The sequence below is a fragment of the Erwinia sp. S43 genome, assembly GCF_016624745.1.
Taxonomy (GTDB): Bacteria; Pseudomonadota; Gammaproteobacteria; order Enterobacterales; family Enterobacteriaceae; genus Erwinia; species Erwinia coffeiphila.
On record NZ_JACVTX010000036.1, the window covers coordinates 1 to 25,357 of the forward strand.

Sequence of the window (25,357 nt, forward strand, 5' to 3'; positions counted from 1 at the left end):
AGAAACCGGAAATCTCAAAAAGTGTGTGGAACTAAAACGGGTGTACTTACACCCCCAGCCCTATCGATTCAGCAGAGCGACGCGTTGCTAACGTCAGAAGCTGGCGCGCGTCTGGAAGCGTTTCATCCTTTGCTTTACCACTTTCAGTAAGCGCGGCTGTGCGAAGCGTTTCAAACATGTTAGCCCCGCCAGACAATGCATTACCATCTATGCCCAGCCCCTGTCTTTCAACAACCTCAAAGTGATTAAGCATGGTCAGTCCATAACCAACGCGTTGCTCACTGACCGGTGTTAATACCAGCCCGCCACCCGATTTCTGCAGAGCATTTAACTGCTGCGGGAGCGCATCGCTTGCGTGTATCACCGTCAGCGATGGCGATAAATATTGACGGTCTATAAGTGCATCGAACATTGCACGGGCATCGCCGCTGACATGCACCTGAATCGGCAAATTGTGCTGAACAGCAAACCTGTATTCTTTATCCCGCATTACCCAGTTCTGCTGGCTGGATAAATCCCTAGGGATTCGCCAGCCCAGCCCGAGTTGAACACGACCGGTTGACTGCTTTTTGAGTTCAGCCAGGTGCTTTAAATCAATCATGTTTTTCGTGGTTTTATCAGGACCACCGTAATACATGATGGCGCGAATGCCGCTTTTTTCCAGCGCCCTGAAGCCAGCATCGCCCCAGGCAGGACCACGAATATTATCAAAGAAGTCGCCAGTCGTAGTGACGCCTGACTGTAACAGTTCGAGCGAACCAGAATATATTGCCTGCCAGATGTCATCCGGCTGCATCCCCTTTGCTAACTTGTTACTGACAGGGAAAAACTTTCCCTGTTTATTTCTGAACTGGCCACGCATGGTGGTGACCCATAAATGATTATGCGCATCGACGAACCCCGGCATTACATATTTACCCCGGGCGTCAATTATCTTTGCGTCGGCGGCGACAAGATTTTTGCCGATCTGTACTATCTGGTTATTGCGGATGAGGATGTCGGTCGAGGGTTGATCCTGTCCTTTATCTGTCATGGGTAACAGATAACCCTGACGGATGAGTAGAGTATTCTGAGGCGCGGCGCTAACTGAAGCAGAGAAACAACAGGCGGTAAATAGTACTGCTCGAAGTTTACAGGACATACCTACTCCTCCGTAAATCAATAGGGTTAACTCAGAGTATACACATTGTCATTGCGCTGATAAGACAGCTGTTGACCTGCTCCCCTTTAATTCACACGGAATGCTGTTGGCAACGTCCGAAGATCGCTCAAAGCAGCCTGTCACGCCTGCTTTAAAAACAGACTTAATGTGTTGAATTGGCTCCCAATTTAAATCCCAGAGGTTAATTAAAATATTGTAGAAGATTGATTTACAGATGTTTTTTATAAAATGAAAAATATTCATATGAAACGAGATGGGCGGTAATGTTGAGAGATTTCATCGTTCTGCCCGTCGCGTAATTCTTCCGAAACGAGCCTGCCAATTGTCGCGGCACAAGTAACCGCAGGGTGCATAGATGCAACGTAAATGCACTTGCTCTCATCAGTAAAACCAAGAACTGGATAACCATCCTGCGGGACAGGGCGTTCTCCTACTGAGTACTTGATGATAACGGCCGACTCTGCACCCGCGAGCCTGCTACTTACCGCGAGTTGTGCAGAAACCGCCGTTTCTCTTACGTTTCCACCTGCAGGGTAATCTTCTGCGGCTAACAAATCCCCGTTGCTTGCATGCCGAACCTCAATATCATCACCCGAGATTAGCGTCCTGACCACGCGCTGGGGGACGGCAAAGCGTAGTAATATTGCCGGTGATGGCAAAATCGGAACTGGAGAACCTGTACGCTCAGTCAGGGCTGGAATCCCGGTACCACAGGTCAGTACAACACAATCTGCATCCAGTTTACCCCGAGAAGTCAGGACTCCCGTCACCTTACCTTTAGTCATGCAAAAACCCGAAACGGTTGTTTGGGTCTGCAGCACAGCGCCTTTCTCACAGGCTTTGTCCACTAAGATACGTGTCGCCTCAGGAGCATCGATAGCGCCGTCTTTTACAGCATAGCGGGCTTGTTTGGGGGGATTGACTAACGCAGGCTCAAGTTGAGCTATTTCAGCATTATGAAGGAGGCTTTCATCCTTCATGAAGAACCCGTATGCCTCGCCGTACTTCAACGAACCACTCCAGTTAATCTGAAGTTCCGGTATTTTTTCTTCCAGCCTGTGCCAGTCTGCAATTGCGGCGCGCCGTAGAAGCACATCAGGCGCATCATCTTTCACCACACCGGTCAGCCAGCCAAACGCACTACCGGTGGCACCTGAAGCAGGCATATCTTGTTCAACAATGGTGACCTCAAATTCAAGGTGGGCAAGATGCCATGCGATTGATGCGCCAGTAATCCCGGCACCGACAACGACGATCCTTTTTTTTCGGCTCACTGTGCCAACTCCTTTTGGGAAACATGTTCATAACATGATGCAAAAGTAAGCGCTTAAAGACAACTTCTTAGAATTACAAAATTCGTTGCCACAACTCTTTATGACACCAGCTTTAGAGGATTGTATAACGCTCTAGGCTGGCTGTCAGAGTGTGACACGCAGTCACTGAGTAACAGACCGCTTCGTGCCAGGAGCGGACCTTGTTAAACACCCATGGATTAACGTTTTAAGTAATACTTTTAGCTGTGCATTGCTCCCATTGGTCATTGTGTAATCCATTTTTTAAGGGCATGAGCTATATAAAATGGATGCATTTTTTTTCGGTGTGTGTTAATTAAATAAAAAGTCTATATAGATGGAACAATAAAGATGCGCATTGATGAAATTCCTGCTTGTTTATTGCAACACGTCCGTTTTTATCTGACGACTCCAGACCTGAGTCGCTCAGAAGAAATGCAACGTAAACTCAATGAATTTAGTCCGTTTCATCATGAATTTTTGCTCTGGTCTCCAGGCTTTCATTCTCTTTCTTCAGTCAGGAATAATATACTGGATGCAGCAGACAATTTCCTAAATGACAAAGAAGAGTATAAGCTTTTAATTATTGACAGTACGTCAGAGGAACTACTGGGTTGTATTAGCTTATTCATAAGGAATCGGGCTATTCCTTATTTCGAGATCGGTTACTGGCTTGCCACGGATGCGATGGGAAAAGGCATAATGACTGAAGCATGCAAGATGGCTACAAAAATAGCCTCGGAATTTTTTAACGCTAAAAGAATCGAAATTCGTACTGCAAGACGTAACGTGCGCAGTCAGTCTGTTGCATTAAAGTGTGGGTTCAAACTAGAAGCCATATTAGCTTCTGATCGACTGGACAGCGCTGGAGTGATTGACGATACCTTTATTTATAAATACAGCAGCTGAGCGTACCGTGCCCTGAAGCTACAACGTGCGCTTTTTGATACAGTCCGATATTGGACAATAACGGCCCGCTCCGTGCCAGGCGCGGACATAGCTGCTATCAAAAAATTCAATTTACATCTACTTATCAGGTCTGTTCCATGGCATTTTTAACAATACACTTGCCATCCCACATAAACCGCTTACTCCTGCGAAGAGTAAGCCTGCTCCTACAAAGCCTGGCAGTAAAAAGAACCAGCTATCCGTGGTGTATCCTAATACAACGCCGACAAGAATCAGTGTGCCCGCAACAATTTGAACTTGTCTCATGGTCGGCAACGGTTGTTTCCTGTCTTCAATAGTCGGGAGGTTGGCGCTCTTCCAGGCGTTAATGCCGCCAGTCATCAGTAATACCGGCAAAGGGCTTGCTGCTTTCATGAGCTCGTTGGCATTTTGAGCCGTGCGCATGCCTGACAGACAATGGAAAATGACAGGCAAGCGATCTGTACCTTCCAACTTTTTACCTGCCCTAATATCGGTAAGAGGTAGTGAGTGCGCGTTCGGTATGTGCTCACGCAAGTATTCAGTGCAGTCTCTTATATCAACAAGAACAGCACCTTGATCAATAAGCCTTTTTGCTTCTTGTGGTGATACTGATTCTAAAGTCATTTGAAATCCTCGGGACAATAAATGTCTTTTAGCGTGGATATAACCTTTTTCACCGCGTCGTTTTTGATGAAATACTTCACTTTTTGCGCCACCCTTTCAGACTCAATTAAACCGTCTTCTTTCATTTTTGCTAAGTGCTGGGAGGTTGCTGAAGGAGTTAAGCCGGTCAAATGCCCCAAATCACCTGAAGAGGTGCCAGGTTTGTCGATCAGAATACAGAGGATCAACAGTCGATTGCTGTTGCTCATCGACTTAAGAAGCGTTGTTGCCAGCAAAGCGCTTTGCTGTAACTGAAACAGATGAGTCTCGTTCATTTTTTACTTTAGCATTTTCTAAATTTAGTAAAATCTAAATTAAATTTTACTCACACGCAATCAAGCAATTTTAAGGGCAGCAGTATGTCGGCAGTTCGCTCATAGCTGCCTGTGATGCTCATAGGTAACTCCTGAGTTGTTTGAGGGTATAACAAACTGCTGCTGTCGGAACGGCGCTGATGGCCAGCGCCGCCCTCAGAGTTTCAGCATTCAGGGAAAAACATTGAGATGGGGTAATCTTCGTGCTGGCAGAAAGTGTTTTCTCAGTCACCTTTTCCCGTTAAAAGCAGATTCAAGAGGCTGGTATCCGACATGCACTGCCTGACCAGATTTGCTCCGGCTGCGAAAGCAGCAATATTAATGACAGACCCCAGCCACATCACCGGGTGCTCCACTGCCATCCCGGTGACTGGCGGGAATATCAGCGCGATCGTTACCAGCGCACCGATAAGCATGTTCTGCCTGCCGCTCCTGACAAACCGCCGCCCTTCCCGCCGTACCAGATACGGATGCAGGAGCAACGTCACCGGCATCATGGCCGGTCGGGTACGCATATTCTGCAGCAGCCTGGACTCGCTTTCCGTTAACCCGTGTTCGCGGATAAATCGCGAAAGGTGTTCCGTTGTGATGCTGTCAGTCACATTCCCGGCCGCGCCGGAGGTGTCGCGGCTCCAGCGCCTGAGAAGGCAGCCTCTGCCACTCAGCTCAGGCAGCATGACGTAGAGAACCAGCAGGGCCACCGCTGAGGTGACAATAACGAGAAATCCGCTCATCGATTACTCCAGTGTTTTCTGTGGTGCAGGTTTAGGCTCCGGCTCGGTGTGAACTCGTTCGTGTCGCACGATATTCACTTCATCGCTGCGGAAATCACGGTCATGCAGAACGTCATCCGTTTTATCCTGCCCGTACCGTGCCAGCAGGCTGTCTTCCAGCTCACGCTCCGCGTTGTCTGCCAGTCCGTGGCGGTCTTTCTCCCCACCGTTGCTGTCCTTCAGCCCGGTGTATTCTTCGGCACCTCGCTGTTCACCCTGCTCCTCTTTTTCTTCTGTACCCAGGGTATTGCGGATAGCCCTCTCCAGCGCTTCTTCATCCTTCACCTGCAGCTCCTCGCCCGCGGATGCGCCTGCTGTCTCTGGCGAACGGGTTTCGCTCTCCTCTGTGCGACCGGCGGACAGGATCACCGGGCTGTCGGGATTTTTATCCATCAGCGTCAGCGCCTGCCTGATATCTTCGGCCTGCAGTATTTCACCGTGTTTTTCACCGCGCTGCAGTACGATCCGGTTACCGTCTCCGGCTCCCTCATAATGCGCCTGACTGAAGTCAACCTGTCCGGTTGCCGGCGATACCGGGACATGCCAGTTACCGCGCTGTCTGCCATTTTCGTTAATGACTGGCCAGATGATTTCCGGCGTCTTCCCAGACAGAAACCGTGCGTCCGCCATCAGGTCACTGTCGGTGCGCTGCGCCAGCCGGGTGTCCGCCACCGGCTGGCTTTTATCCCACAGCCTGACTTCGCGTTCAGCGAGGTTATCTTCCGCCCGCATCACCACGTCATGCCCCGTTTCCCGTTTCCCGCTGTTACTCTCAACCTGCTTTGTCCATCTCTGCAGATTTTGCGCGTAAACCTGCACGTGTTCTTTCGTCCTCGACAGCTGCACATAGGCGTTGTCCAGTGTCGCCATCCTGCCGGTTGACGCCAGTGCAATGACATAGTCCACAGAGGCACCCTGGGAGCTGTAGTTCGTGACCGCGTAGCCATAGTCCATATGCTGATCCGCGAGTGACCGGTTGGGATTGAGGGTAAGCGTCCGGCCGCCGGTATCGAGGGTTATCTGTCCGTCCTTTGTCACCCCCGTGACGGTGCCCTTATCACTCGACATAATTCCCCGCTCACGGTCAGTGGCCGTCAGACGTATTTTTTCACCGGTGCTTATCTCTGCGGTCCTGGACGTGTACACGGCCACGCTCTCTTTACGCAGTTCCGGAGGGGAAAGCCAGCGGTCATCAGCACCTTCCAGACCGTGCATGCGGACAATACCGCTGTCCTGGTCAGACTCTCCCACTTTGTAATACTTTTCCCCGATCCTGACCGTGTTATCCCGGTTAGTCGTCCAGAATGAACGGCGCCCGAGATCGGCATTGCTGTTACCCACCCGGATAAGCTGATTCACCACAGTGCTTTCGTCCCTGTCCAGCACGCGCTGTTCAATCAGCTTTTCATGTACCTTCTCATTCAGCCTCTGGCGGTCACTGTTCAGCGGCGTGATTATCAGTGTGTTATCCCGCGCTTCCGGTGTCCTGCCGGCATAGTCATCAGCGACAAGGGAGTAAATGTCGATGCGGGGAACATCGATCTCTTTTTCCGACAGCCCCATTTTCGCGCCTTCTTCGATCGCCTGTTTTTCAGCGGCAACCTGAAGTGCATGCACGTCAACAACACTGCTTTCAGGGACAACCGCCTCACGCTGCCTAGCCACCACCTCCGGGCTGACATGCTCTGCCACGGAAAGGGCTTCTTTGACATTACCGGCGATGATCGCTTCAACAGCCGGTCTCAGTGCCGGCGTCTGACGCACAATCTCTTTCATGACGGCCACATCTGCCGCGCTGCGATCCAGTGTCAGCGCGAACGGTGCACCGGACTCCAGCGATTTGAGCTGATCCTTGTCGCCACTCAGTACCGCCCGGCCTCCTCCTTCCGCGATAACCGTCAGCAGAGAGGCCATCTGTGCGTTGCCGTTCATGGAAGATTCATCGATAACAAACAGCGTGTTGCTGTAATCGCGTGCTTCCCCTGCCTCCTGCCACTGGCTGTTTTCACTGAGGAAGCTGGCAATGGTCTGCGCCGGGATACCGGCACCGTTCAGTTCACTCACCGCCCGGTGAGTGGGTGCCAGACCGGCAATAACCGGCGGATTGTCCATTTCGCTGACCGCAGTGGCCACCGTTCGGAACTGTGTGGTTTTCCCCACACCGGCGTAGCCCTGAATGCCGATGATCCGGTCACGGGAGGTGAGAATAAGATCGGCGGCCTGACGCTGACCGTCGGTCAGCCTGCCTGACTGCTCTGCGGTCAGGCCACCGGCGATAAGCGGGCTGACCGCATTTTTCCCTTCCGCCACATGCCGCAGGATGGTCAGCTCATTGTCGAAATTGTCGCGTGAAATAAACAAACCGGCCGCACCCTGTTCCGGACTCAGCGGGATGATTTCTCCCCGCTTCTGCAGCAGACTCATATGCAGCGAAAGGTTCTCCGCCAGAATCACGTTATCAGTGGCAATCTCCGCCCGGACGGCCGTTTCACTGAAGGTCACGCTGGTGCCTGTCACCTTCTCAATGGCCAGCCGGACCTCACGTTCATTGAGTGACATTTTCCGCGCGCCCAGTGCCCGCAGCGCATCCGTCAGGTCGTTCTGGCCGCTCAGGGATTTCAGACTGCCGGTGATGGTCACCAGTGGTTTGTTTTCCTCCAGACGTTTTGTCAGGGAGTGTTCATCAAGACTGGTGAAAGCAGTGACGTTGTCACCACTTCGCTTCAGCATGTTGATGGTGGCGTCACTGACATCCCGCCCGCTCAGCACGGCGATGACACTCCCCTCCTCGCGGCGTGTTGCCCCGAATGATTCTGTGTACCCGTAGTCGGCATACAGCGGCGCGTCAGGATTTACATGTACCTTCTCTCCGCGACTGTTGCTCATGACCAGCTTGTCCTTAAACAGCCATTTCCCCTGCTTCAGACCGGTGACCGTCAGCATTTCGCCAGCACCGGCCCTGACGTGGATACCGGCTGAGGCCCGCAGCTGCTCCCCTTCACGCAGTTCCAGCGTTTTTTCACGGTAAAGCCGGTAATGGCTGTCGATGGCGCTGATTTTCAGTCCCACGGTCTGGCCTTTTTCGTTTGTCAGCGTTATCCACCATCGAGGCGGTGTCGTTCATTCCCTTAACGTAGCTGTTCATCCCTCTCCTCAGTCCGGCTACTGCGATGTTCTGCAGCATGATGGACTGCGCGGATTTACTGCTGTCAAAAAAGTAATTATAGGAACCGGCCAGCTGGTCTGCATAGACGGTCTGAGGCGCGGTACTGCCGGGCAGCATTTTTGCCGCATGAGTCAGGAACGTTCTGCCGGTGGCATTACTCTGTGCCTGCAGCAGCGTTTTCAGTCTTGGTGCCGCATCACGGCAGTACATGAAGTTAGCGCCTGAAGTATCTCGCCACATTATTCCGCGCAGCGGGCTGGGTTTACTGAAAATAACCGACTGGACGTCAGCAGATTCCATTACGTCCTGATAGGTGTATTTCTGGTTCAGCATGATATCGGGAACCACACATTGTTTCGTGTATTCCACCAGGTTATAGGACAGAACCGGATCGCGGCTTTCGATGGTAAAGCTGTCCTGCATCAGTTTGGAGGCGAACAGCATCCCGGTTTTGGTGTAGGCCCGCTCGTCCGGGAAATGGAACGTATCTTCATACAACGTGGCCAGCGTGTAGCCGGTCCCGGTGACCAGATACAACGGTATGGCGAGTCCAATCGGCACGTTATCGACCCGACCAATCGTCTGCGGCGCGGTCAGGTCATTAACCACCACGGTCGTTTTGGGCGTCAGCAGCAGCGTGGTGACCAGCACAAACGTCAGCCCCCACATGAACATCACTTTCAGATCGTGGGTTTTAAGCCAGGTCAGGATACAGAAGATGATGCCCAGCAGTTCCGCTATCCACACCAGCGTTTTCCAGCCGTCATTCTGCATGACGGTAGCCACTGCGTTCAGCCCCATTGTGATCATGCCGCCACCGCTGGCGACCCACATTTCAAGCGCCATTAGTTACCCCCGAACTGGTAGTTGGACAGGATATTGTCAGACACGGAGGAAGAGAGCTGCTGGCGTGTTTCGGCCAGACTGCGATCGTATTCCGCCAGTCCACTCTGCTGCACCTGAATGCGGGCCACGCGCGCGCTCAGTTCATTGCGGACCTGCCGCAGGTTTTCACGAAAATGTTTGTTCTCTTCATCGGTATCGAGTGAACCGGCGGCACTGGTAACCGATATCGTACTCACCGCCCTGCATGCACATCGTGGATGTGATGATGTTGAGCCAGGAGATAAGCGGGTATTTGTACCAGTGAACGTTGTAGAACGTGCCCGGGTGTTCATTCGCGGTTTTGGTCCCTGTTCCGGTCGGCGCGCCGGGGATCGGGATGGTGAAACCGCCCATATTGACCATGCAGCCCGGCGCCCGGGTGACATCGGTCATGGCGAACGGCTCCCAGAAGCCAATCGCAATACCCGGCCGTTCAAATACCGGTGGCGGCACAGGACAGAACTGGATCGGCGATGACGGATTCGGTGTGTCCGGCAGTTTACCTGACGAGACTTTCACGTTACCGATACTCATGGGAAACAGACATTCCCAGCACACATCGGTAATGGGATTCACCCAGCGGCCATCACAGGTGGGGTCTTTCGCCTGGGCCGGAAGGCTGAACCACAGGACCATGATCAGACTGACTGCGCGCCACCCCATATCAGTTCCCCCTGGCTTTGTCGTACGCCGCCTGCAGGGTACTCAGCTCAGCGGCTCCGCCGATAAACGAGACATTACCGGCATTTGCTCCCTGCACCGGCATGACGATAAAGGCCGGTGTACCCTGGATTTGCAGGCGTTTTGCCAGTGCCTGATTCGCTGCCAGCCCGCTGCCATCGGCAATGTTCTCAGGCACATTCTTCACACCGGCTTTCGCTGCTGCAGCACGGATATCGTCAGTGCCGGAACCGCCCTGTCAGAATCCTTTTATAATCGGGTCATCGGAACGGTGAAACTTTCGGCGGGTTCGGCTGAACCTGAAATATGGATCGCCGTCAGTGCTGACTGGTTCTTTCCGTTCCCGGTTGCCGTCGTTAATGCCGCCGAAGCCAGAAAACTTCAGAGAAGAAATGAACAGGCTTTCCTGATTGAAGTGGTTGAAGAAGAAATTGTCCCTGAAATAAAATCAGCAAACGGCGGCGCAGCTGCGGAAAAGAAAAAGAATTCCGCATCCGGTATTCAGAAAGAGAAAATAATGGAGCGTTTCTATCAGGGCTGGTCTGTAAATGAGATTGCGGCTGACCAGTCATGCTCCGCATCATCTGTTTATAAAACCGTATTCAGTAAAACGGGTGTTTCCGCGATGGAATACCGCTACAGAAGGTGGCAGCTGATATATGACCTCTACTGTGCAACGCCCAGACGGTCAATGAAAGAGATTAGTGAAATCTGTAGTGTCAGTCATTCACAGATCTATCACGCCGTAAAGAAAGTGGCAGAGAAAGAAAACAGAGAACTCCCGAAAGAAAAGAGAGACAGAAAACTCTCTGAAAAGGATGTTGAAGAAATTCGGTTGAAACTGTCACAGGGAGTGCTCAGAAAAGAGATCCTCGAACAGTACGATATTACAACCATGGCGCTGATTAAATATGTCGGTAAAGACCCGTCACAGAATATCATTCCAAAGGCATTTAAGGAAAAAGTCATCAGGCTGAGGATGATGGGTAAAACAATTGAGGAGACGGCTGACAAGCTTGAAGTCAGCGTTCAGTATGTTAAAAAAGCCTGGAAAGAGGCAAAAGAAAAGCCTGATACTGAAAGGCGGAGATTAAAATATGACAACCGGAATCCTCTTTCAAAACGCGACAGAGATCAGGCAGTCAATGCTGTTCTGATCGGTGGTCATACCAGAAAGCAGATATATACGCAGTACGGCATTAATGCACTGACACTGCGCAGGTATATTCGCAAAGCGCTTGAAAAAGAAACTGACGAGCTAAGAAAGGGAAATGAAATTGCTGATAGTCAGGCCAGTATAAAAGACAAATCCCAATAGATATTAATAAAGATAATTTGTGGTGGCAGGTTAACCTGTCATCATAATCAGGGAAAGAATTTTTTTAGTCTGCCAGCGACCTGCTCGTTCATTGTTGCTAACCATTCAGGATCGAGAAGAGAAGCATTTTTTATGACTCTGGACTGGTCAATAGTTTCTTTTTGCACACCGAAAATGGCATCTACAACGTATCCTGTAACGATCGCATTTTTAGCGATAAGCTCAAGTTTATCATCAAGAGTCTTTTCATCCGGCCCCTTTTTCTTTGAATTTTCATGCACGCGCAATCCAAGTTTGAACATTTCCATTACGAACGCAGAACGGTTCGCTGTTTCCCTGCTTTCTCCATCTTCCAGTCTGGCCTGTACATGCTGATCGACCTTTTCCAGGAATGAGTAGGGTATAGTGAGATTCACACGGTTTCGTTTATTTTCTGAATCTTGAGACATCGTATTTTCCCTCGAAAAATAATTTAAGCCATCAGCTGTTAAGGATACTCCCATACCATTCTCTAACCTGCAATCCTTTGAAAGGCAAAAACAGGTTACCACAAGGTAACCACGTGGTCACCATGCGGTAACCACAAGAAAAATATCACCTTGAAAATGCTGTTATCATGGTAACCACGTGGTAACCATGTAGTTACCACGTGGTTCGATTTTTTCTTATGTATATGATTTTAACCAAAAGCACTTCGTGGTAACCATTGGGTAACTCCGTGGTGCCTATTCAGACACCGCGTGGTAACCTTCAATTGTACGCTTTTCAACCTGCTTTGCATTATAACTATGATTTTAAAGGAGTTAACAGGCAAAATTTATTTTGCGAGTGGTGTGTCAAAATATTTACATCGTGATATTATAGTTTTGTATCTCGTCCCTTTCCCTTTAAAAACCGGTGGCCTTATGCGATCTATTATTATTGCAATCGCCCTGCTGGCGTCAGGACTCAATATATCAAAATCTATTGCTGACTGTTTTATTCAGGCTGGCCAGTGGTACTCAATCGATCCCGACTATCTGCGCGCTATCGCCTGGCAGGAATCCCGCTACAATCCGAAGGCCATCAATTATAATCGGGACGCGAAAGGTAAAATAACCAGTACCGATTACGGCATCATGCAAATCAATGACGCCACGCTCAAAAACTTCAGGAAAGAATACCCGGCACTCACCCCGGAAAAAATGCGGGCCGATCCCTGCCTCAACATTTATGTCGGTGCAATGGTGCTGAGAAGAAATTTCAATCAGTATGGAGCCGGGTGGCTTGCTGTCGGAATGTATAATGCAGGTGTTAAGAACAGGGAGATTACCATCAGGAATCGTTACCGCTATGCGATGCTCATCGATGGCCACTACAAAGATATCAGGGCTGGAAAAATTCCGCGAAAGGTCATTGAGAGAAACTGACTGTCTGAATGGTTTAGTTTTCTTCTGACAGCTCTGCGATCTCTGGAACCGTTTCTGCTTTTATCCGGTTCGATGCCGGATAAAAACAGAAGGCGATAAAGGAGCCTTGCGGCTCCTTTTATAAATCACTCCGTAACCTTCATAACTCGTCTTATCTCGCCGTCAAAACCCTGACTGTGCCAGAAAAGCGCCTGCCCCGTTCTGTACAGTGCGCCTGATTTGTAATTCTTTTTATCAATTTTAACCCCTTCAAATTCTGTACCGTATTTCTTATGAATCCCCGACAGTGCTTTATCGAGAATTGCATCGGTAAACTCCCTTTTCAGAGAAATATACCCCACGCCGCCGTAAACCACATTGAAAGCAGAACGACAGGAGACGGACATATCCTGTGACGAATCAAAAAAGCTGTCCCTGTATTTTTCAGTAACGGATTTAACGTTTTCCTCAGTGGGCCCGTCAGTCCAGGAAACCGTTATGCTGTCATAATGATTTTTACGCACTGAAAATTTCACGCCGGGGAACTGTGATTTAAGTTCTTTTCTGATGTTTTTTGTAACCTGATTCGCGCCGGACTGTTCCTGTGTAAGATGACTGTATCGTTTATCTGTTTTCAGCTGAATACAAAGGTTTTCAAAAATCACCTTAGCTCTGTCAATCTGCTTACGCTTATTGTCTTCTACCTGAAGGCAGTGTGATACCAGATTGTCCAGTTCATCCCCGGATATGACCTCATCTGTCACCGACCACTGCACACCGTGAAGAATGCTTTCAGGGAGACTTCGGGAAATGCTGCCATTAAAGAATGCAATATCAAATTTAGCATTTCCGCCACGCGTCATTATTCCTTTGACGGAAACGACTGTTTCCGGTTTTTGTTCCCCATCAATCGCGAAAACAGCCCCACGGCCTTTATTATAGAGATTCGTACTGACAACCTGGCCGACTACCAGAGGCTTTTGCTGAGTATTTTTCATTATTAATGCCCTCCTTTAATTTTAATAAAACGGCCCGACCGGGCCGTCTGTTATTCAGAACGGAATATCACAGTCTTTCGGGTGCGCTGATGTGTCATAAAAATTGCGGTCCGGATGCAGAGCCTTTTCCAGTGGGATGTGGCCCTTTGCAACCGACGATGCGACATACAGATCCAGCCCGGCCGCCAGTGCTTCGTGCAGTTTTTCCATGAACACGGTGTTATTCCTGGTAAGGATCTCGAGCACCAGTCGCCGGTGAATGGCTGCCGCAGTAAAGAGGTTACCCAGCCGTTTATGGATGGTGCCGCTGCGGCTGATGATGTAACGCTCAGGCGAATTTATCCCGGTATCGTAAAGCGCCGATTCACTGCCTGCGCTTGACGTTATGCGTTTGAGTGAGGTTAGATTCAGGGACATCAGCTCAGAGACTTCAGCCCGATCAAAAACCAGAAAATCACGCCCCCATTCACCATTTCGCGTCGGATAATAGAATCCTTCCCCTCTCATAAGTGAATCAGCCGAAACCTGTAATTCCTCATCCAGACTGGTGGCATTCACACAAATTTTTTCCACCCATGTTTTGGAAGATTCAGAAGCGGCGGTGTTAACGTTGTGTGTGTTCATGCTGGTTTTCCTCTCAGTGGTTATCTTCATGTTTCGGTGAGTTCGTCGCGGCAGAGGGCAAAGGAGCAACGCCGGGCGGGTGCTACGACCAGCCCTCCGCGCCGGACTGGCCGGAACATGGCCACGGCAGCGGAGATGAGCAGGAACACACCTGCACGCCACAGCGTGCCCCTCAGCGGCCACGTCTTTTTGTGGCCAGTGAAACGCGCTGGCGCCAGCCAGCTGCAGAGCCCTGGACGTTCGCCATCAGACCCCAGCCGGCAGGCCCGAAACCCGTTTACGGGGTTCGGCGGAGCTTACCGGCTCTGCCGGTTAGCGCAGTAGGGCTGACGACCCGGCAACGCCGGGGAGCCGGAGGGGGCCATGCTGAGGTTTACGGTTCTGAAGGACGTTCAGTTGCAGCAGCTGCATGACGGGAGAAAGGAGATAAACAGCAGGAGAGGAAGAGGAAGTAAAAGCAGTACAGTAAAGATGATGCAGTCACACAGAAATAATCTCACGCGAACGGAGCAGAGCTGCGCGTCAGCGCAGCCTTTATCCGGTGACGGAACGGCATGCGGCAGTTTTCAGCCGGACGTAAACCCGCCCAGACCAGGCGGGGATAAACGAAATCCTTTAAAGGCCCGGCATCAGACTTTAGCGGCCAGATCCGGTCCCTGCCCCGGATGAAGCACAACATGGGATACATCCGTGACTTCCCGCGCTTTATTAAGATCACAGGCTGCCTGCATCGCCAGCCAGAGCCTCGCTGAAATACCCAGACCGGCCTCCAGGCGTACCGCCATCTCCGCGCTGACAGACGTCTTTCCTGCCGCCAGTTTACTTAACGCAGCGGGTGAAACACCGAGACTTTTCGCCAGAGAACGCAGCGAGACATTGTAGTCTTCCAGGTATTCTGTAATCAGCCCGCCCGGATGCGGGGGATTAAACATTGCCATCAGTGATAGTCCTCCAGATTGAGTATCCAGGCATCGCCATCCGTAAATTCAAATGTGATACGCCAGTTTGCCCGGACGGTGATCGAATAGATATTTTTCCTGTCACCCTTGAGTGGATGAAACCGGAAACCAGGATAGAGACGAAAATCATCGATCGACACGGCCTCATCGATCGCCAGCAGGCGCAGCCGGATACGATCCACGTCCTGAGCCTGAACGCCGCTGGCGTCGCCTTTCTCAAACAGTTTCTGAAGCCCTTTATGCTTCCAGCTTTTTATCACGTACTGCCTCCTGTTTCCTTCTGAGGAACATTATACCATACGTTTCTCAACGGGAAACGCTTTCAATGGGTATGCCATTTCCCGGATATCAGGCAGGTAGCTGTATTGCATACCTGCCCGCACAGAGTCAGGGATGGTAGTACCCCACAATGAGGTCCGCGCGCAGAGACTTCTCGATACGATCCCACTCAGCCTCTCCTCCTTCTTCAAACGCAGAGGTCACCATTTTTTTGGCCAGAAGCCAGGCAGCTACAACAGCGGACGGAATTAACGGATGTGGTACTGACCAGTCAGTGACTGAATCGCACACAGGTCAGCGATGTGAAGTGCGGCACCGTCAATCAGTTCCAGTCGTTCAATGTGTAACATGCGTTCTTCTTTATCACAGAGTGACGCCAGAAAACGCATTTCTTCTGCCAGCCGAGGGGAAAGGTTACGGATGTTGATCTGTCCCACCCATGTTTTGGAAGATTCAGAAGCGGCGGTGTTGACGTTATGTGTGTTCATGCGTAAGCGTCTCATTTAGACCGTCTGTGCAGTTGGCTCCGATTCCTGGATAATAGTGTCCACATTCTTTCAATTGTCATTGTCGAAGCTGACTTGCATGAGATTCATATCAGACTCCTCATACGTAATTAATCATCATCTTTTTCCAGATCGTATCTGATCCTTGCGGCGTCAAGTTCAGGGAAATTTATCTCGGCCCAGCGATCAAGAGCTTTAAGTGTGCTGACGAGTGAGTCTGCCACTCCTGTCAGGCTGTATTCTACGCAGGCAGGTTTTTCTTCGTGGTCAAATCTGGACACCAGGCCATGTCGTTCAAGTTGCCGCAGAGTCTGGGTAAGAACCTTTTGTGAAATTCCCTCGATTTTTCTCATCAGTTCGCCATTGCGCATGGGACCTTCAGCGAGAGCAGGAAGGATAAGCATTACCCATTTTCCTGATATAAGCGCAAGGGCATCACGTGCTGAACATTTATCAGAGTAAACGTTTCCTGGGTATGGCATGAGTAGTTACCTCAAAGTGCGTAATTGATTGCATAACAAAAAGAAAACACTATGACAGTTAAAAGTCATTAGGGAGGTCCAATATGAATGTACTGATTATCACCGCTCACCCTGAGGCGGATTCGTTTAACTCATATCTGGCTGCCACAGCCGCACGAGTATTTGAAAAGCAAGGCTCAGTGGTTAACTCAGTCAATTTATACAGTGAAAACTTCGAACCTGTTGAGGGTAAAATCTTTTACCCGGACAGACAGGATTCAGTGAGGTTTGATGCCCTGAGGGAACAGCGCCACCACTGGGAAAAGAAAATTCTGCCCGATGATGTTTCGAGACACATTCAGTTATTGATCAACTCTGACCTGTTGCTTCTGCATTTTCCTTTCTGGTGGTTTGGCATGCCCGCCATCCTGAAAGGATGGATGGATCGGGTGTTTGTTTATGGTGGGATCTATGACAGCAGGCACCGACATGAGAATGGCGTGATGAAAGGTAAGCGTGCGTTACTCTCCGTTACTGCCGGTGCGCCTGAAAATGCCTGTGGCTATAATGGACGTCATGGCGACATGCGATTGATGTTATGGTCACCCATACATGCGCTTCATTATATAGGTTACAACATGCTGGAACCTTATCTTATACATGGGGTGCGTGGCGGCCTCGATGGAATAGCAAAAATAGAGCAGCAGAAGTTACTGGATGAAAAAGTGGAAGACTTTGAAAACAGACTAACCAATATACATGAATGGCCCATCATCCCCTTCAATACAGAAGATGATTTCAACGAAGACAAAACATTGAAGCCTGAAGCTCCGGAATACAGTCCGTTTGTGCGACATGATCCAGATAGCTGGAAAAATTCTTAATTTCAGGCTCATGCAGGCCTCAATGACTTTCAAACAGAGTTAATATGCAAGTCTCATAAAAACCGTGTCGACAACCAAACAGCATGACTATGCTTAATTCCGTGTTGGAGTTGATGCTGGACTGAGAAGGCTTTGGTACATGAACTCCATAGCCGAATTTTGTACATGTAACAGATAGTCTTTGGCTTCTTTTACATGACAGCGTTTGTCCAGCATTGCTTCAGATGAAACCTCCTTGCCACGAGTTACAGGGGGGCAGGGTATAAACACAGTATCGGCGTCGCAGGTCGAAAGTAATTGTCTGTCAACCTGATACCTCTCCAGTTTACTTCTAAGTTCAGTGGTAACACGGTCTGGCCAGCAGTCAGTAATGATCACGTCAGCACTTTCTATGACATATTTATCATGAGTAGTATGAAAGTTTTTAATTCTGCCACCATGAGCAATCAGTAACTCTGGCGGCGCTATCTGAGTCACCGTTATAGGCAATACAGATGCAGCTTCGATCCATGAGCTTAATATGTTTGCATCAGGCCCGAGAACGACAACGTGGATATTGTTCCACCCTCCCTTTAAATGCCTTATGTATGTCAAATCTCCCAGAATCTCACAGGGATGATTACTGTGAGTTCGCAGGTTTATGACTGACATTTTGGTTGCTGCAGAAAATTGTTCAAGCTTATCAAGAGAAGGTGTCCGGATGGCAATAATGTCAAACCAGTTTTCAAGGAAGGACGCCAGGTCCTCCACAGACTCACTACCTTCAAGTCTGGCATTCAGGTGGGTGACAGTTGCACCCATGGCGGCACCTCCAAGACTAATCGCTGCCGGATTGCGCCAGCCCGGCAACTCCTCAATTAATCCCACTCTTGCATGGCAAAGCGTTTCAGGCATTTGTCGCCTCTGCCAGCAAGAAGACAGTTCGATAGCTCTTATGGATACTTTTTCTATGGTATCTGGATCCATCGCATCGATCCTTATCAGACTGGCTGGATTCATCTCTTGTCCTTTTCTGTTAAGAGCAAACATTATATATCTTAACCGCGAGCCGTTTTCCTAGTCACAGGTCACTCCGGTATTCCACGGCAGCAGATCGCGCAGCCGGTTCACCGGCCAGTCCTGGATATGCCCCAGCACATAGCGCAGCCACGCCTCCGGCTCCACGCCGTTCAGCCTGCAGGTGCCGATCAACGAGTACAAAACGGCGGCACGCTCCCCTCCCGCATCAGAACCGGTGAACAGCCAGTTTTTCCGGCCCAGTGCGACGCCACGCAGCGCGTTCTCTGCGATGTTGTTATCTATTTCGGCCCAGCCGTTGCGGCAGTACAGGTTCAGCGCGTCCCACTGTTTCAGCAGGTACGCGAACGCCTTCGCCGTATCCGAGTGGCGCGACAGGACCTTCATCTGCGACTGTATCCAGTCGTACAGCGACTGCATCAGCGGGACGGTTCTGGCTTTTCTGTCCGCCAGCCGTTTGTCTGCCGGGCTGCCGCGTATCTCTGCCTCGATGGCATACAGCCCACCGATACGCTTCAGCGCTTCGGTAGTGATATCTGTTGGCGTACGGACGTGAACGTCGTGGATTTTTCGCCGGGCATGGGCCATGCAGGCCGCTTCGGTTATGCGACCGTCTTCGTACAGCGCGTTATAGCCACCGTAGGCATCTGCCTGCAGGATACCGCTGTACCCGGCAAGGTGCTGCTGCGGATGTATTCCCTTACGGTCCGGTGAGTACGCGAACCAGACCGCGGGCGGAAGCTGTGACCCCGCGTTGCGGTCATCCCGCACGTACACCCACAGCCGGGCCGTGCGCGTTCTGCCGCTGCCCGGATCGTGAACCGGCACAGGGATATCGTCGGTGTGCACCTTACCCGGCATCAGTACATACTGGCGCAGCAGGTCATACAGCGGCTCCAGCAGCTCGCTCAACGCCCTGACGGCGGTATATTTCCGACTGGCGGTAGAGAGGCGTGTGCCCAGCTGCGCCGGCGTCAGATGGACTTTACCGTCGCGGGTTACCGGCCAGACGAAGCGCCCCCGCTCCAGCCGTTTGGTGAACAGGCACAGACCGTCGCGGTCAGCCCACTGCATCTTTATCATGTTGCCCCGTCGCCCGCGAAAGATAAACAGGTGCCCGCTGAACGGGTCCGTACGCAGCGTGTTCTGCACTTTCGCTGCCAGCCCGTTAAAGCTGCAGCGCATATCCGTCACGCCGGCGACCAGCCAGATGCGTGAGCCAGCCGGAAAGTTAATCATGCCTCACCCTCCCTGAGTTCACTGACCAGTACGTGCAGCAGCTCTGGCGTCAGTGGCCCGGTCAGGCTCAGGCTGCCGCCCGGTAGCGTCAGCTTGCAACTGATGACCGGGGGAGAGTCTGATGATACTGCCCCGTTGTGCCTGGGTGGCGAAAGAGGCTCCACGGTAACCGGGATGAGAGAGGCCCTGCTGGCAGGATCCAGCAGTCCCTGACGATGCAGATTACGCCAGTTGAAGAGCAGGTTATCGTTGATGCCATGCTCACGTGCAATTTGTGCCACACAGGCGCCCTGCTGCAGGGTTAAATTTGCAAGGCGGATTTTGAACTCCAGAGGCCAGTCCGGACGGCGTTTTTTAACCGGCAGATTTGTCTCAAGATTGAAGGCGTAAAGCTCTTCTTCCAGACGCTCAGGCGTGTATTCCTCCGGCAGTGGCCAGTTAATGCCGGTGCGGCGAAAACGCGTAAACATTTTATGTATAGCGGAATTACTGATGTTGAGTTGCTCTGCGATTTCACGGTAAGTCAGGGCGTCGTTAAACCGCAGGCTTAGTGCAGTGAAAATCCAGGGTCTTCTGATGTAAGGCGTGTTTTTGTCCACGGTAGTGTCCATGTTCGCGAAAGTGTCCATGGTAGAAAACGCGGAAAAAAATAAAAGACGGTCTGGATAAGACGCTTACGTTCATGCTGGTTTTCCTCTCAGTGGTTATCTTCATGTTTCGGTGAGTTCGTCGCGGCAAAGGGCAAAGGAGCAACGCCGGGCGGGTGCTACGACCAGCCCTCCGCGCCGGACTGGCCGGAACATGGCCACGGCAGCGGAGATGAGCAGGAACACACCTGCACGCCACAGCGTGCCCCTCAGCGGCCACGTTCTTTTGTGGCCAGTGAAGGCGCTGGCGTCAGCCAGCTGCACGCCCTGGACCTTCGCCATCAGACCCCAGCCGCAAGGCCCGAAACCCGCAGGGGTTCGGCGGAGCTTACCGGCAGGGCCGGTTAGCGCAGTGGGGCTGACGACCCGGCAACGCCGGGAAGCCGGAGGTGGATTTAGTTTAGTTAGGACGGCAAGAAAAAATCTATTGATATCCCGGGAGGTTTTCTTGATCTTCTACACCCATAGCAGTTGGATGAAAAAGCACTGAAGAATCATTTTAGATTTTCTTTGAGCAGTAACCTTTGCAGAATATCTTGTAGCTGTCATGTGGAAAAGAAACCAATCCACATGGGAATTTCAACATGAAATTTAAGATAAAAACATAGTTAAATCATAAAAATAGAAAGAATTTAACATGGGTAAAACCGTCATTTTTTCACTATGTAGTTAATGAGATTATTATTGATAATACTTATTATTCAGCCATATGCCTCCACTTAACTGAAAATTCAACCATTATGCAGGCCAGTGATTTCACACATGCTTAGCACCTCTTTCAAAGTATCAAATCAAAATAGTACAATATTTTATAAAAAAACAAAAAAAATTGCACAAGGCAAAAATTAATGTACCATCGAGATATTATTTGCTAACGGAGTGGTGTGATGAAAAGTAATTACGGTGGAGTAGATGAAACAGCACGTAGAGCAAATGCGATGCTGCGCAGCATGAGTGCTGACATCATTGGCAAGCGTGCAGAGTTTGGTCTTGATCAGTATTACCAGACGTTCACCCGCAACTCCGTGGCAAATCTACCTAAACTTAGCCGCCGGGCCGTTGAACAGGCCATTGAGGAAATGGAGTCAAACGGCCACATATTTGGAAAAAAAGATGCAGGAAACGCGAAACATTATGCGCTGACCGTCCAGGATGTTACGGATATCTATGCGCATCGCAAGGTGCCTAAGTATCGCGAGCTGCATAAAGGGGATGGGCCTTTTGTAATTTTCGTGGTGAACCTCAAAGGTGGGGTATCAAAAACGGTAAGCACCGTAACCCTTGCCCATGGTCTGCGCGTGCACCCCGACCTGCTGCAGTACGACCTGCGTAATCTTGTTATTGATCTCGATCCTCAGGCATCCAGCACTATGTTTCTGAACCACGCCAACAGTATCGGCTCAATTATGGAAACAGCCGCTCAGGCGATGTTGAACGACCTCGATTCAGAACAGCTGCATCGGGACATTATCCAGCCGACAATCATTCCAGGCGTTGATATTATCCCTGCATCCATCGATGACGGATTTGTCGCCAGCCAGTGGAACGAACTGGTACGCGAGCATCTTCCCGGCGTGCTTCCGTCTGACGTTCTGCGCCGGAATATTATCGATCGCGTTGGGAAAGACTACGACTTTATATTTATCGATACAGGACCGCACCTTGATGCCTTTATGCTGAACGCGATTGCGGCCAGCGACCTGCTCCTGACTCCAACACCACCTGCACAGGTAGATTTCCACTCCACATTAAAATATCTGACGCGCCTGCCAGAGATGCTTGAACAGTTAGAAGAGGAAGGGATTGATCCGAAGATTAAAGGGAATATCGGTTTCATGTCGAAAATGACTTCTAAACGTGATCATGAGATGACACTGGGAATGGCAAGGGACGTATTCACCTCGTATATCCTTGACGCAACCCTGCCGCGACTGGACGGCTTTGAGCGCTGCGGCGAAACCTTTGACACTATTGTCAGCGCAGACCCTCAGTCTTATGCCGGCAGCGCAGAGGCACTGAAAAATGCCAAACGCGAGGCAGAGCGCTTTGTGCAGGCCGTATTTAAAAGAATTGAATTCGTAAGGAGCACCTGCTGATGAAAGAAATGAAAAAAATGGGCCGAACGCTTGGTAACTCAAGCTTCTCCAAGATGCTTAACGACAGCAGTAATGAACGAGTTTTTACGCTGAAATCAGGTGTGGAAGCACGTTTCGTTCTTAAGCGCGTACTGCATGATGAAATCGATAAAAGAACATATGTAGATTCTACGATTAATGGTCGTGACCAGGCATTTATAACTCCCGAATCGGTCAGCGACATTTCTCGGACGATTAATCTGCAGCAGTTTTTTCCAGCAATTGGCAGGGAGGTTAATGGCCGTATTGAGGTACTTGACGGTTCGCGACGGCGCGCCGCATGCCTTTATAGTAATGCTGCTTTTGAGGTGCTCGTCACAAGTGATGACCTTACATTGTCCGATGCCCGACAGCTGGCTACTGACATTCAAACAGCCCGCGAGCACACGCTTCGCGAGCTTGGAAAACGCCTGAAGGTGATGTACCCGGCTGGCACCAGCCAGGCAGATATTGCTCATGCTGAGGGACTTTCAGCCGCGAAGGTGACTCGTGCGTTTCAGGCGGCCGAAGTGCCTGATGATATGATCGCCGTGTTTCCGGTGCTCGAAGATCTGTCGATTTCAGACTATCAGACACTCCTGGATATTGCGGAAAAAACGAAAGCCCGGGGAGCCAGTCTCGACGACTTGATTGAAGCAGTACTTGAGCGTATCGAGAAAGATACTGCAGATGAACAGGATGGGGTTACTGCCAAGGTTAAAATTATTGGATACTTTCGCGCAGAAAATGCAGAAGTGAAAGCAAAGCCAGTTAAAAATATACTTACGGAGAAGCTCGCCAGCTTCAAAGATAAGAAGCAATTTGCACGTAAGAAGTCCGATTCGGTTAAGCGGCTGGTGACCTATGAATTTTCTCGTCTGCCTGCTTCCTATCAGGCAGAACTGGATGCTGCTATCCGGACAATAATGCATAAAATGCAGGAAGAATCTGAATAAAAAATGATATCAATTGAACAATTTCAACTGAAAAAGTATCAGCTGACCAATCATTGAACGCCCAAAAAAGACCACAAAAAAGCCAAATTAAGATGATGATTAGTATAGGTTTTTAATAAAATTTTCAATGTGAAATTCCCACATATTAATCATCATCTGTAGTGAGTCTCTGGGCAGAAACTGCCTAAGACATAACAGGGTTTTAGCTTATGTTTCTACCATCTAATATAATGATGAAGTTGCCCTGTTCAGAATAATACCAGGTCCGCGCACATATCAGTTCCAGCATTTGAAATGAAAAATATCAATTCCCGGTGATTTAAACAACAGAAAGTCGCTTATACTTTGATGTTCAAAATACAGGTTCCTGCATTTTCTGCACGCTTTACCGTCGGTCAGTCAAGCATTTACGCAAGCCAGCTACAAATACGGCCAGAGTAAATGGCTCCTGCTACGGTGTTTCCCGCCCCCAAAGCAGCAGCATAAAATTATGCACTTCATATGAGGCGCATAAACGCAATTGACATCCTTTTTCATGATTCCTACAGGATGTCACGTTAATAATGTAAAAGTGCTATCTCGCTCTTGAAATCAGGCTAGTAAAAATTTCCGTCACCACGTCCGTTAACTCAATATACAACCGAGATGAGTACATCTCTCCATAACCAGACTTATTACATTCGCATTGACGCAGCTCCCGAAAATTCATGCACCAGGCTAACATCAAACAGCTCATCATGCCCAGCAAGTAGGAGTGTTGCTGGAGCAGAGACCTCTTCAGGTTGACCTGAGTGATTACAAGGAATATGGATATCAGCCATACTACCACTGTATTTGTTAACAAAGTCCGGCCTCAAATTAATGACTTTCCACGATAAATCGCTCCAGGCTCGCGCAGGATGATCATTAAAAAACTGCAGTAATTGCATTGACACTTAAGATCAAATAGTTGTAAGGATACAAAGGGAGAGGAAAATCGTAGTTAAGAGACGGAGGCGAAAAACGACCTAATAATGTAGCTAACAAAATCAGGATCTCAAAAATCCGCGACAAAGAGTATTGCGTGAAGTCATTTCTCAGCTTGCCGCCTATGGAGTGGCCAGGCAAGTGAACCCTTGCATCAGTGAGGGGTGCAAGTACACAATCAATCACTATATCAACTTCTCGCAAAATCTGAGCCGGGCTTGAGGTTTGTTACCTGAGCCTAACAGAACCACTATACCCATGAATTCGCGAGACAAACATAATGGGGAAAGTCTTAACTCAACTGTTTTGCAGGAATGTCGTAGCCGGCGTCAGACATATTTCCGACACCATGGTAGCCAATCAGAACCTCGTCAACAGCGCCTATTGGCTTTTATAGACTGAATAGAAATCATTGAGCCATTCGGTGATGCTTTAGGGTGGGGATAACGAGGTATTTTATTACTTACAGCTCGCAATTAAACATAAATTATGTCAGTTGAAAATGAACGCCATAATAATCACCCCATGGATTTGTGGCATGAAGCAAGAACAATACCCTGTATTTACAAGGTGATTTTGAAATAAGAGTCCGGCCATGCACCTAAAGTGCGCTGCCTCAGAGCAATCAGGGCTGCGCGTTCTGGTAAAGATCCCAGCGGTTGCCATAGATGTCCTCAAACACAACTACCATCCCGTACTCCTCCTTTCGAGGTTCCTGACAGAAATGGACGCCCTTTTCCTTCATTGAGTTGTAGTCATGCCAGAAGTTGTCGGTCTGCAGAGACAGGAATACGCGTTCGCCACACTGATTGCCGATAAAGCCTTCCTGCTGCGAGTTTGAAGCTCGGGCCAGGAGAAGATTACAGTCGCTTTCCGGATTGGGCGTCACAACAACCCATCGCTTGCCTGGCTGCGGCGTGTCCTCAATCAAGGTAAAGCCAAGCTTGTCGGTGTATTACTCAATAGCGCGGTCGTAGTCATCGGTCACAATCGCTACGTATCCCATGCCTCTTTTTTGCGTTTTCATTCCTACACCGTCAGGTTTCAGGCACTATAGCCAGTAAAATCTATTTTGCCATAAAAGAGCTATAGCGCCCTAGCTATGCGGACTCAGCACGTTTCAGCGCCTTTGGCA

The 25,357-nt window shown here is 49.9% G+C and carries 25 protein-coding genes and 4 pseudogenes; 6 read left to right on the plus strand and 23 right to left on the minus strand.

Annotated elements, in window-relative coordinates; translation table 11 throughout:
* Window positions 1–46 precede the first annotated feature (46 nt).
* Together IBT47_RS24790 and IBT47_RS24795 are read right to left on the minus strand one after the other, a co-directional pair.
* Window positions 47–1,141 (minus strand): amidohydrolase family protein, encoded by a 1,095-nt coding sequence (locus tag IBT47_RS24790; protein ID WP_234472094.1) that lies wholly within the window; start codon window positions 1,139–1,141, stop codon window positions 47–49.
* 260 nt (window positions 1,142–1,401) lie between these two features.
* Complete coding sequence (locus IBT47_RS24795) at window positions 1,402–2,436, minus strand: FAD-binding oxidoreductase (RefSeq protein ID WP_200563735.1); 1,035 nt, start codon at window positions 2,434–2,436, stop codon at window positions 1,402–1,404.
* A gap of 369 nt (window positions 2,437–2,805) precedes the next feature.
* On the opposite strand from IBT47_RS24795, the gene IBT47_RS24800 reads away from it, so the two are divergent.
* Window positions 2,806–3,363 carry a GNAT family N-acetyltransferase gene (locus tag IBT47_RS24800; RefSeq protein ID WP_200563737.1) on the plus strand — a complete coding sequence of 186 codons (558 nt, stop codon included), beginning with the start codon at window positions 2,806–2,808 and terminating at the stop codon, window positions 3,361–3,363.
* A 117-nt stretch (window positions 3,364–3,480) separates the two neighbouring features.
* Here the strand turns inward: IBT47_RS24800 and IBT47_RS24805 are convergent, their stop codons facing one another.
* From IBT47_RS24805 to IBT47_RS24840, 8 genes and pseudogenes are all read right to left on the minus strand, one after another.
* Complete coding sequence (locus IBT47_RS24805) at window positions 3,481–4,008, minus strand: rhodanese family protein (protein ID WP_200563738.1); 528 nt, start codon at window positions 4,006–4,008, stop codon at window positions 3,481–3,483.
* On the minus strand, window positions 4,005–4,322 hold the full coding sequence (locus tag IBT47_RS24810; RefSeq protein ID WP_013512837.1) for a helix-turn-helix transcriptional regulator: 318 nt from the start codon (window positions 4,320–4,322) through the stop codon (window positions 4,005–4,007). The genes IBT47_RS24805 and IBT47_RS24810 overlap by 4 nt, the downstream gene beginning before the upstream one ends.
* 263 nt (window positions 4,323–4,585) lie before the next feature.
* Entirely contained in the window at window positions 4,586–5,095 is a 510-nt protein-coding gene (locus tag IBT47_RS24815) for a hypothetical protein (RefSeq protein WP_200563740.1), read from the minus strand.
* A 3-nt stretch (window positions 5,096–5,098) separates the two neighbouring features.
* Entirely contained in the window at window positions 5,099–8,203 is a 3,105-nt protein-coding gene (locus IBT47_RS24820; protein ID WP_200563743.1) for an AAA family ATPase, read from the minus strand.
* Entirely contained in the window at window positions 8,154–9,146 is a 993-nt protein-coding gene (locus tag IBT47_RS24825) for a conjugal transfer protein TraG N-terminal domain-containing protein (protein ID WP_200563745.1), read from the minus strand. The genes IBT47_RS24820 and IBT47_RS24825 overlap by 50 nt, the downstream gene beginning before the upstream one ends.
* The gene (locus IBT47_RS24830) at window positions 9,146–9,382 is read right to left on the minus strand and encodes a conjugal transfer protein TraH (RefSeq protein ID WP_200563747.1); all 237 of its coding nucleotides are present in this window, start codon (window positions 9,380–9,382) and stop codon (window positions 9,146–9,148) included. The genes IBT47_RS24825 and IBT47_RS24830 overlap by 1 nt, the downstream gene beginning before the upstream one ends.
* A pseudogene (locus IBT47_RS24835) lies at window positions 9,363–9,848 on the minus strand (TraU family protein); the annotation flags it as partial. The pseudogene IBT47_RS24835 and the gene IBT47_RS24830, both read right to left, overlap by 20 nt.
* 1 nt (window position 9,849) lies before the next feature.
* Window positions 9,850–10,044: a hypothetical protein gene (locus tag IBT47_RS24840; RefSeq protein ID WP_200563749.1), complete on the minus strand. Its 195-nt coding sequence runs from the start codon at window positions 10,042–10,044 to the stop codon at window positions 9,850–9,852.
* Between the two features lie 93 nt (window positions 10,045–10,137).
* Here IBT47_RS24840 and IBT47_RS24845 point away from each other — a divergent pair, with 93 nt between their 5' ends.
* Window positions 10,138–11,184, plus strand: a complete 1,047-nt coding sequence (locus IBT47_RS24845; RefSeq protein WP_200563751.1) for a hypothetical protein — start codon at window positions 10,138–10,140, stop codon at window positions 11,182–11,184.
* Between the two features lie 47 nt (window positions 11,185–11,231).
* Here IBT47_RS24845 and IBT47_RS24850 read toward each other — a convergent pair whose 3' ends face one another.
* On the minus strand, window positions 11,232–11,633 hold the full coding sequence (locus tag IBT47_RS24850; RefSeq protein ID WP_200563753.1) for a hypothetical protein: 402 nt from the start codon (window positions 11,631–11,633) through the stop codon (window positions 11,232–11,234).
* A 456-nt stretch (window positions 11,634–12,089) separates the two neighbouring features.
* On the opposite strand from IBT47_RS24850, the gene IBT47_RS24855 reads away from it, so the two are divergent.
* The gene (locus IBT47_RS24855) at window positions 12,090–12,593 is read left to right on the plus strand and encodes a lytic transglycosylase domain-containing protein (protein WP_200563755.1); all 504 of its coding nucleotides are present in this window, start codon (window positions 12,090–12,092) and stop codon (window positions 12,591–12,593) included.
* A gap of 125 nt (window positions 12,594–12,718) precedes the next feature.
* Here the strand turns inward: IBT47_RS24855 and IBT47_RS24860 are convergent, their stop codons facing one another.
* The 6 genes from IBT47_RS24860 to IBT47_RS24885 form a co-directional block, all read right to left on the minus strand.
* Window positions 12,719–13,570, minus strand: coding sequence for an LPD29 domain-containing protein (locus tag IBT47_RS24860; RefSeq protein WP_200563757.1), 852 nt, complete (start codon window positions 13,568–13,570; stop codon window positions 12,719–12,721).
* A gap of 54 nt (window positions 13,571–13,624) precedes the next feature.
* Complete coding sequence (locus IBT47_RS24865) at window positions 13,625–14,224, minus strand: hypothetical protein (RefSeq protein WP_200563759.1); 600 nt, start codon at window positions 14,222–14,224, stop codon at window positions 13,625–13,627.
* A gap of 599 nt (window positions 14,225–14,823) precedes the next feature.
* Window positions 14,824–15,132 carry a HigA family addiction module antitoxin gene (locus tag IBT47_RS24870; protein ID WP_200563761.1) on the minus strand — a complete coding sequence of 103 codons (309 nt, stop codon included), beginning with the start codon at window positions 15,130–15,132 and terminating at the stop codon, window positions 14,824–14,826.
* Entirely contained in the window at window positions 15,132–15,413 is a 282-nt protein-coding gene (locus tag IBT47_RS24875; protein WP_200563763.1) for a type II toxin-antitoxin system RelE/ParE family toxin, read from the minus strand. The genes IBT47_RS24870 and IBT47_RS24875 overlap by 1 nt, the downstream gene beginning before the upstream one ends.
* Window positions 15,414–15,680: 267 nt before the next feature.
* On the minus strand, window positions 15,681–15,920 hold the full coding sequence (locus IBT47_RS24880; RefSeq protein WP_200563766.1) for a hypothetical protein: 240 nt from the start codon (window positions 15,918–15,920) through the stop codon (window positions 15,681–15,683).
* A gap of 128 nt (window positions 15,921–16,048) precedes the next feature.
* Window positions 16,049–16,420, minus strand: a complete 372-nt coding sequence (locus IBT47_RS24885) for a helix-turn-helix domain-containing protein (RefSeq protein WP_200563768.1) — start codon at window positions 16,418–16,420, stop codon at window positions 16,049–16,051.
* 83 nt (window positions 16,421–16,503) lie between these two features.
* On the opposite strand from IBT47_RS24885, the gene IBT47_RS24890 reads away from it, so the two are divergent.
* A complete protein-coding gene (locus IBT47_RS24890; protein ID WP_200563770.1) occupies window positions 16,504–17,283 on the plus strand; it encodes an NAD(P)H-dependent oxidoreductase in 780 nt (259 codons plus the stop codon).
* A 93-nt stretch (window positions 17,284–17,376) separates the two neighbouring features.
* Here IBT47_RS24890 and IBT47_RS24895 read toward each other — a convergent pair whose 3' ends face one another.
* The 4 genes and pseudogenes from IBT47_RS24895 to tnpA form a co-directional block, all read right to left on the minus strand.
* Complete coding sequence (locus IBT47_RS24895; RefSeq protein WP_370569950.1) at window positions 17,377–18,312, minus strand: ornithine carbamoyltransferase; 936 nt, start codon at window positions 18,310–18,312, stop codon at window positions 17,377–17,379.
* Between the two features lie 27 nt (window positions 18,313–18,339).
* A pseudogene (locus tag IBT47_RS24900) lies at window positions 18,340–19,264 on the minus strand (IS66 family transposase); the annotation flags it as partial.
* A 44-nt stretch (window positions 19,265–19,308) separates the two neighbouring features.
* A pseudogene (tnpB, locus tag IBT47_RS24905) lies at window positions 19,309–19,539 on the minus strand (IS66 family insertion sequence element accessory protein TnpB); the annotation flags it as partial.
* Window positions 19,536–20,150 carry an IS66-like element accessory protein TnpA gene (tnpA, locus tag IBT47_RS24910; RefSeq protein WP_234472097.1) on the minus strand — a complete coding sequence of 205 codons (615 nt, stop codon included), beginning with the start codon at window positions 20,148–20,150 and terminating at the stop codon, window positions 19,536–19,538. The pseudogene tnpB and the gene tnpA, both read right to left, overlap by 4 nt.
* A 923-nt stretch (window positions 20,151–21,073) precedes the next feature.
* Between tnpA and IBT47_RS24915 the strand changes: the two genes are divergently transcribed.
* Together IBT47_RS24915 and IBT47_RS24920 are read left to right on the plus strand one after the other, a co-directional pair.
* Window positions 21,074–22,282 carry an AAA family ATPase gene (locus IBT47_RS24915; protein ID WP_200563776.1) on the plus strand — a complete coding sequence of 403 codons (1,209 nt, stop codon included), beginning with the start codon at window positions 21,074–21,076 and terminating at the stop codon, window positions 22,280–22,282.
* Window positions 22,282–23,256, plus strand: coding sequence for a ParB family protein (locus IBT47_RS24920; protein WP_200563777.1), 975 nt, complete (start codon window positions 22,282–22,284; stop codon window positions 23,254–23,256). The genes IBT47_RS24915 and IBT47_RS24920 overlap by 1 nt, the downstream gene beginning before the upstream one ends.
* A gap of 674 nt (window positions 23,257–23,930) precedes the next feature.
* Here the strand turns inward: IBT47_RS24920 and IBT47_RS24925 are convergent.
* Both IBT47_RS24925 and IBT47_RS24930 read right to left on the minus strand, forming a co-directional pair.
* Window positions 23,931–24,185, minus strand: a complete 255-nt coding sequence (locus IBT47_RS24925) for a hypothetical protein (protein WP_200563779.1) — start codon at window positions 24,183–24,185, stop codon at window positions 23,931–23,933.
* Between the two features lie 662 nt (window positions 24,186–24,847).
* Window positions 24,848–25,249, minus strand: a pseudogene (locus tag IBT47_RS24930) (VOC family protein).
* Window positions 25,250–25,357: the final 108 nt, after the last annotated feature.

Coding starts and splice junctions, on each gene's coding strand:
- IBT47_RS24870 (WP_200563761.1), bottom strand. CDS start 15,132: ATGGCAATGTTTAATCCCCCGCATCCGGGCGGGCTGATTACAGAATAC.
- IBT47_RS24850 (WP_200563753.1), bottom strand. CDS start 11,633: ATGTCTCAAGATTCAGAAAATAAACGAAACCGTGTGAATCTCACTATA.
- IBT47_RS24895 (WP_370569950.1), bottom strand. CDS start 18,312: ATGTTTGCTCTTAACAGAAAAGGACAAGAGATGAATCCAGCCAGTCTG.
- IBT47_RS24865 (WP_200563759.1), bottom strand. CDS start 14,224: ATGAAGATAACCACTGAGAGGAAAACCAGCATGAACACACACAACGTT.
- IBT47_RS24790 (WP_234472094.1), bottom strand. CDS start 1,141: ATGTCCTGTAAACTTCGAGCAGTACTATTTACCGCCTGTTGTTTCTCT.
- IBT47_RS24880 (WP_200563766.1), bottom strand. CDS start 15,920: ATGAACACACATAACGTCAACACCGCCGCTTCTGAATCTTCCAAAACA.
- IBT47_RS24810 (WP_013512837.1), bottom strand. CDS start 4,322: ATGAACGAGACTCATCTGTTTCAGTTACAGCAAAGCGCTTTGCTGGCA.
- IBT47_RS24860 (WP_200563757.1), bottom strand. CDS start 13,570: ATGAAAAATACTCAGCAAAAGCCTCTGGTAGTCGGCCAGGTTGTCAGT.
- IBT47_RS24915 (WP_200563776.1), top strand. CDS start 21,074: ATGAAAAGTAATTACGGTGGAGTAGATGAAACAGCACGTAGAGCAAAT.
- IBT47_RS24855 (WP_200563755.1), top strand. CDS start 12,090: ATGCGATCTATTATTATTGCAATCGCCCTGCTGGCGTCAGGACTCAAT.
- IBT47_RS24805 (WP_200563738.1), bottom strand. CDS start 4,008: ATGACTTTAGAATCAGTATCACCACAAGAAGCAAAAAGGCTTATTGAT.
- IBT47_RS24815 (WP_200563740.1), bottom strand. CDS start 5,095: ATGAGCGGATTTCTCGTTATTGTCACCTCAGCGGTGGCCCTGCTGGTT.
- IBT47_RS24925 (WP_200563779.1), bottom strand. CDS start 24,185: ATGCAATTACTGCAGTTTTTTAATGATCATCCTGCGCGAGCCTGGAGC.
- IBT47_RS24885 (WP_200563768.1), bottom strand. CDS start 16,420: ATGCCATACCCAGGAAACGTTTACTCTGATAAATGTTCAGCACGTGAT.
- IBT47_RS24800 (WP_200563737.1), top strand. CDS start 2,806: ATGCGCATTGATGAAATTCCTGCTTGTTTATTGCAACACGTCCGTTTT.
- tnpA (WP_234472097.1), bottom strand. CDS start 20,150: ATGGACACTACCGTGGACAAAAACACGCCTTACATCAGAAGACCCTGG.
- IBT47_RS24920 (WP_200563777.1), top strand. CDS start 22,282: ATGAAAGAAATGAAAAAAATGGGCCGAACGCTTGGTAACTCAAGCTTC.
- IBT47_RS24890 (WP_200563770.1), top strand. CDS start 16,504: ATGAATGTACTGATTATCACCGCTCACCCTGAGGCGGATTCGTTTAAC.
- IBT47_RS24825 (WP_200563745.1), bottom strand. CDS start 9,146: ATGGCGCTTGAAATGTGGGTCGCCAGCGGTGGCGGCATGATCACAATG.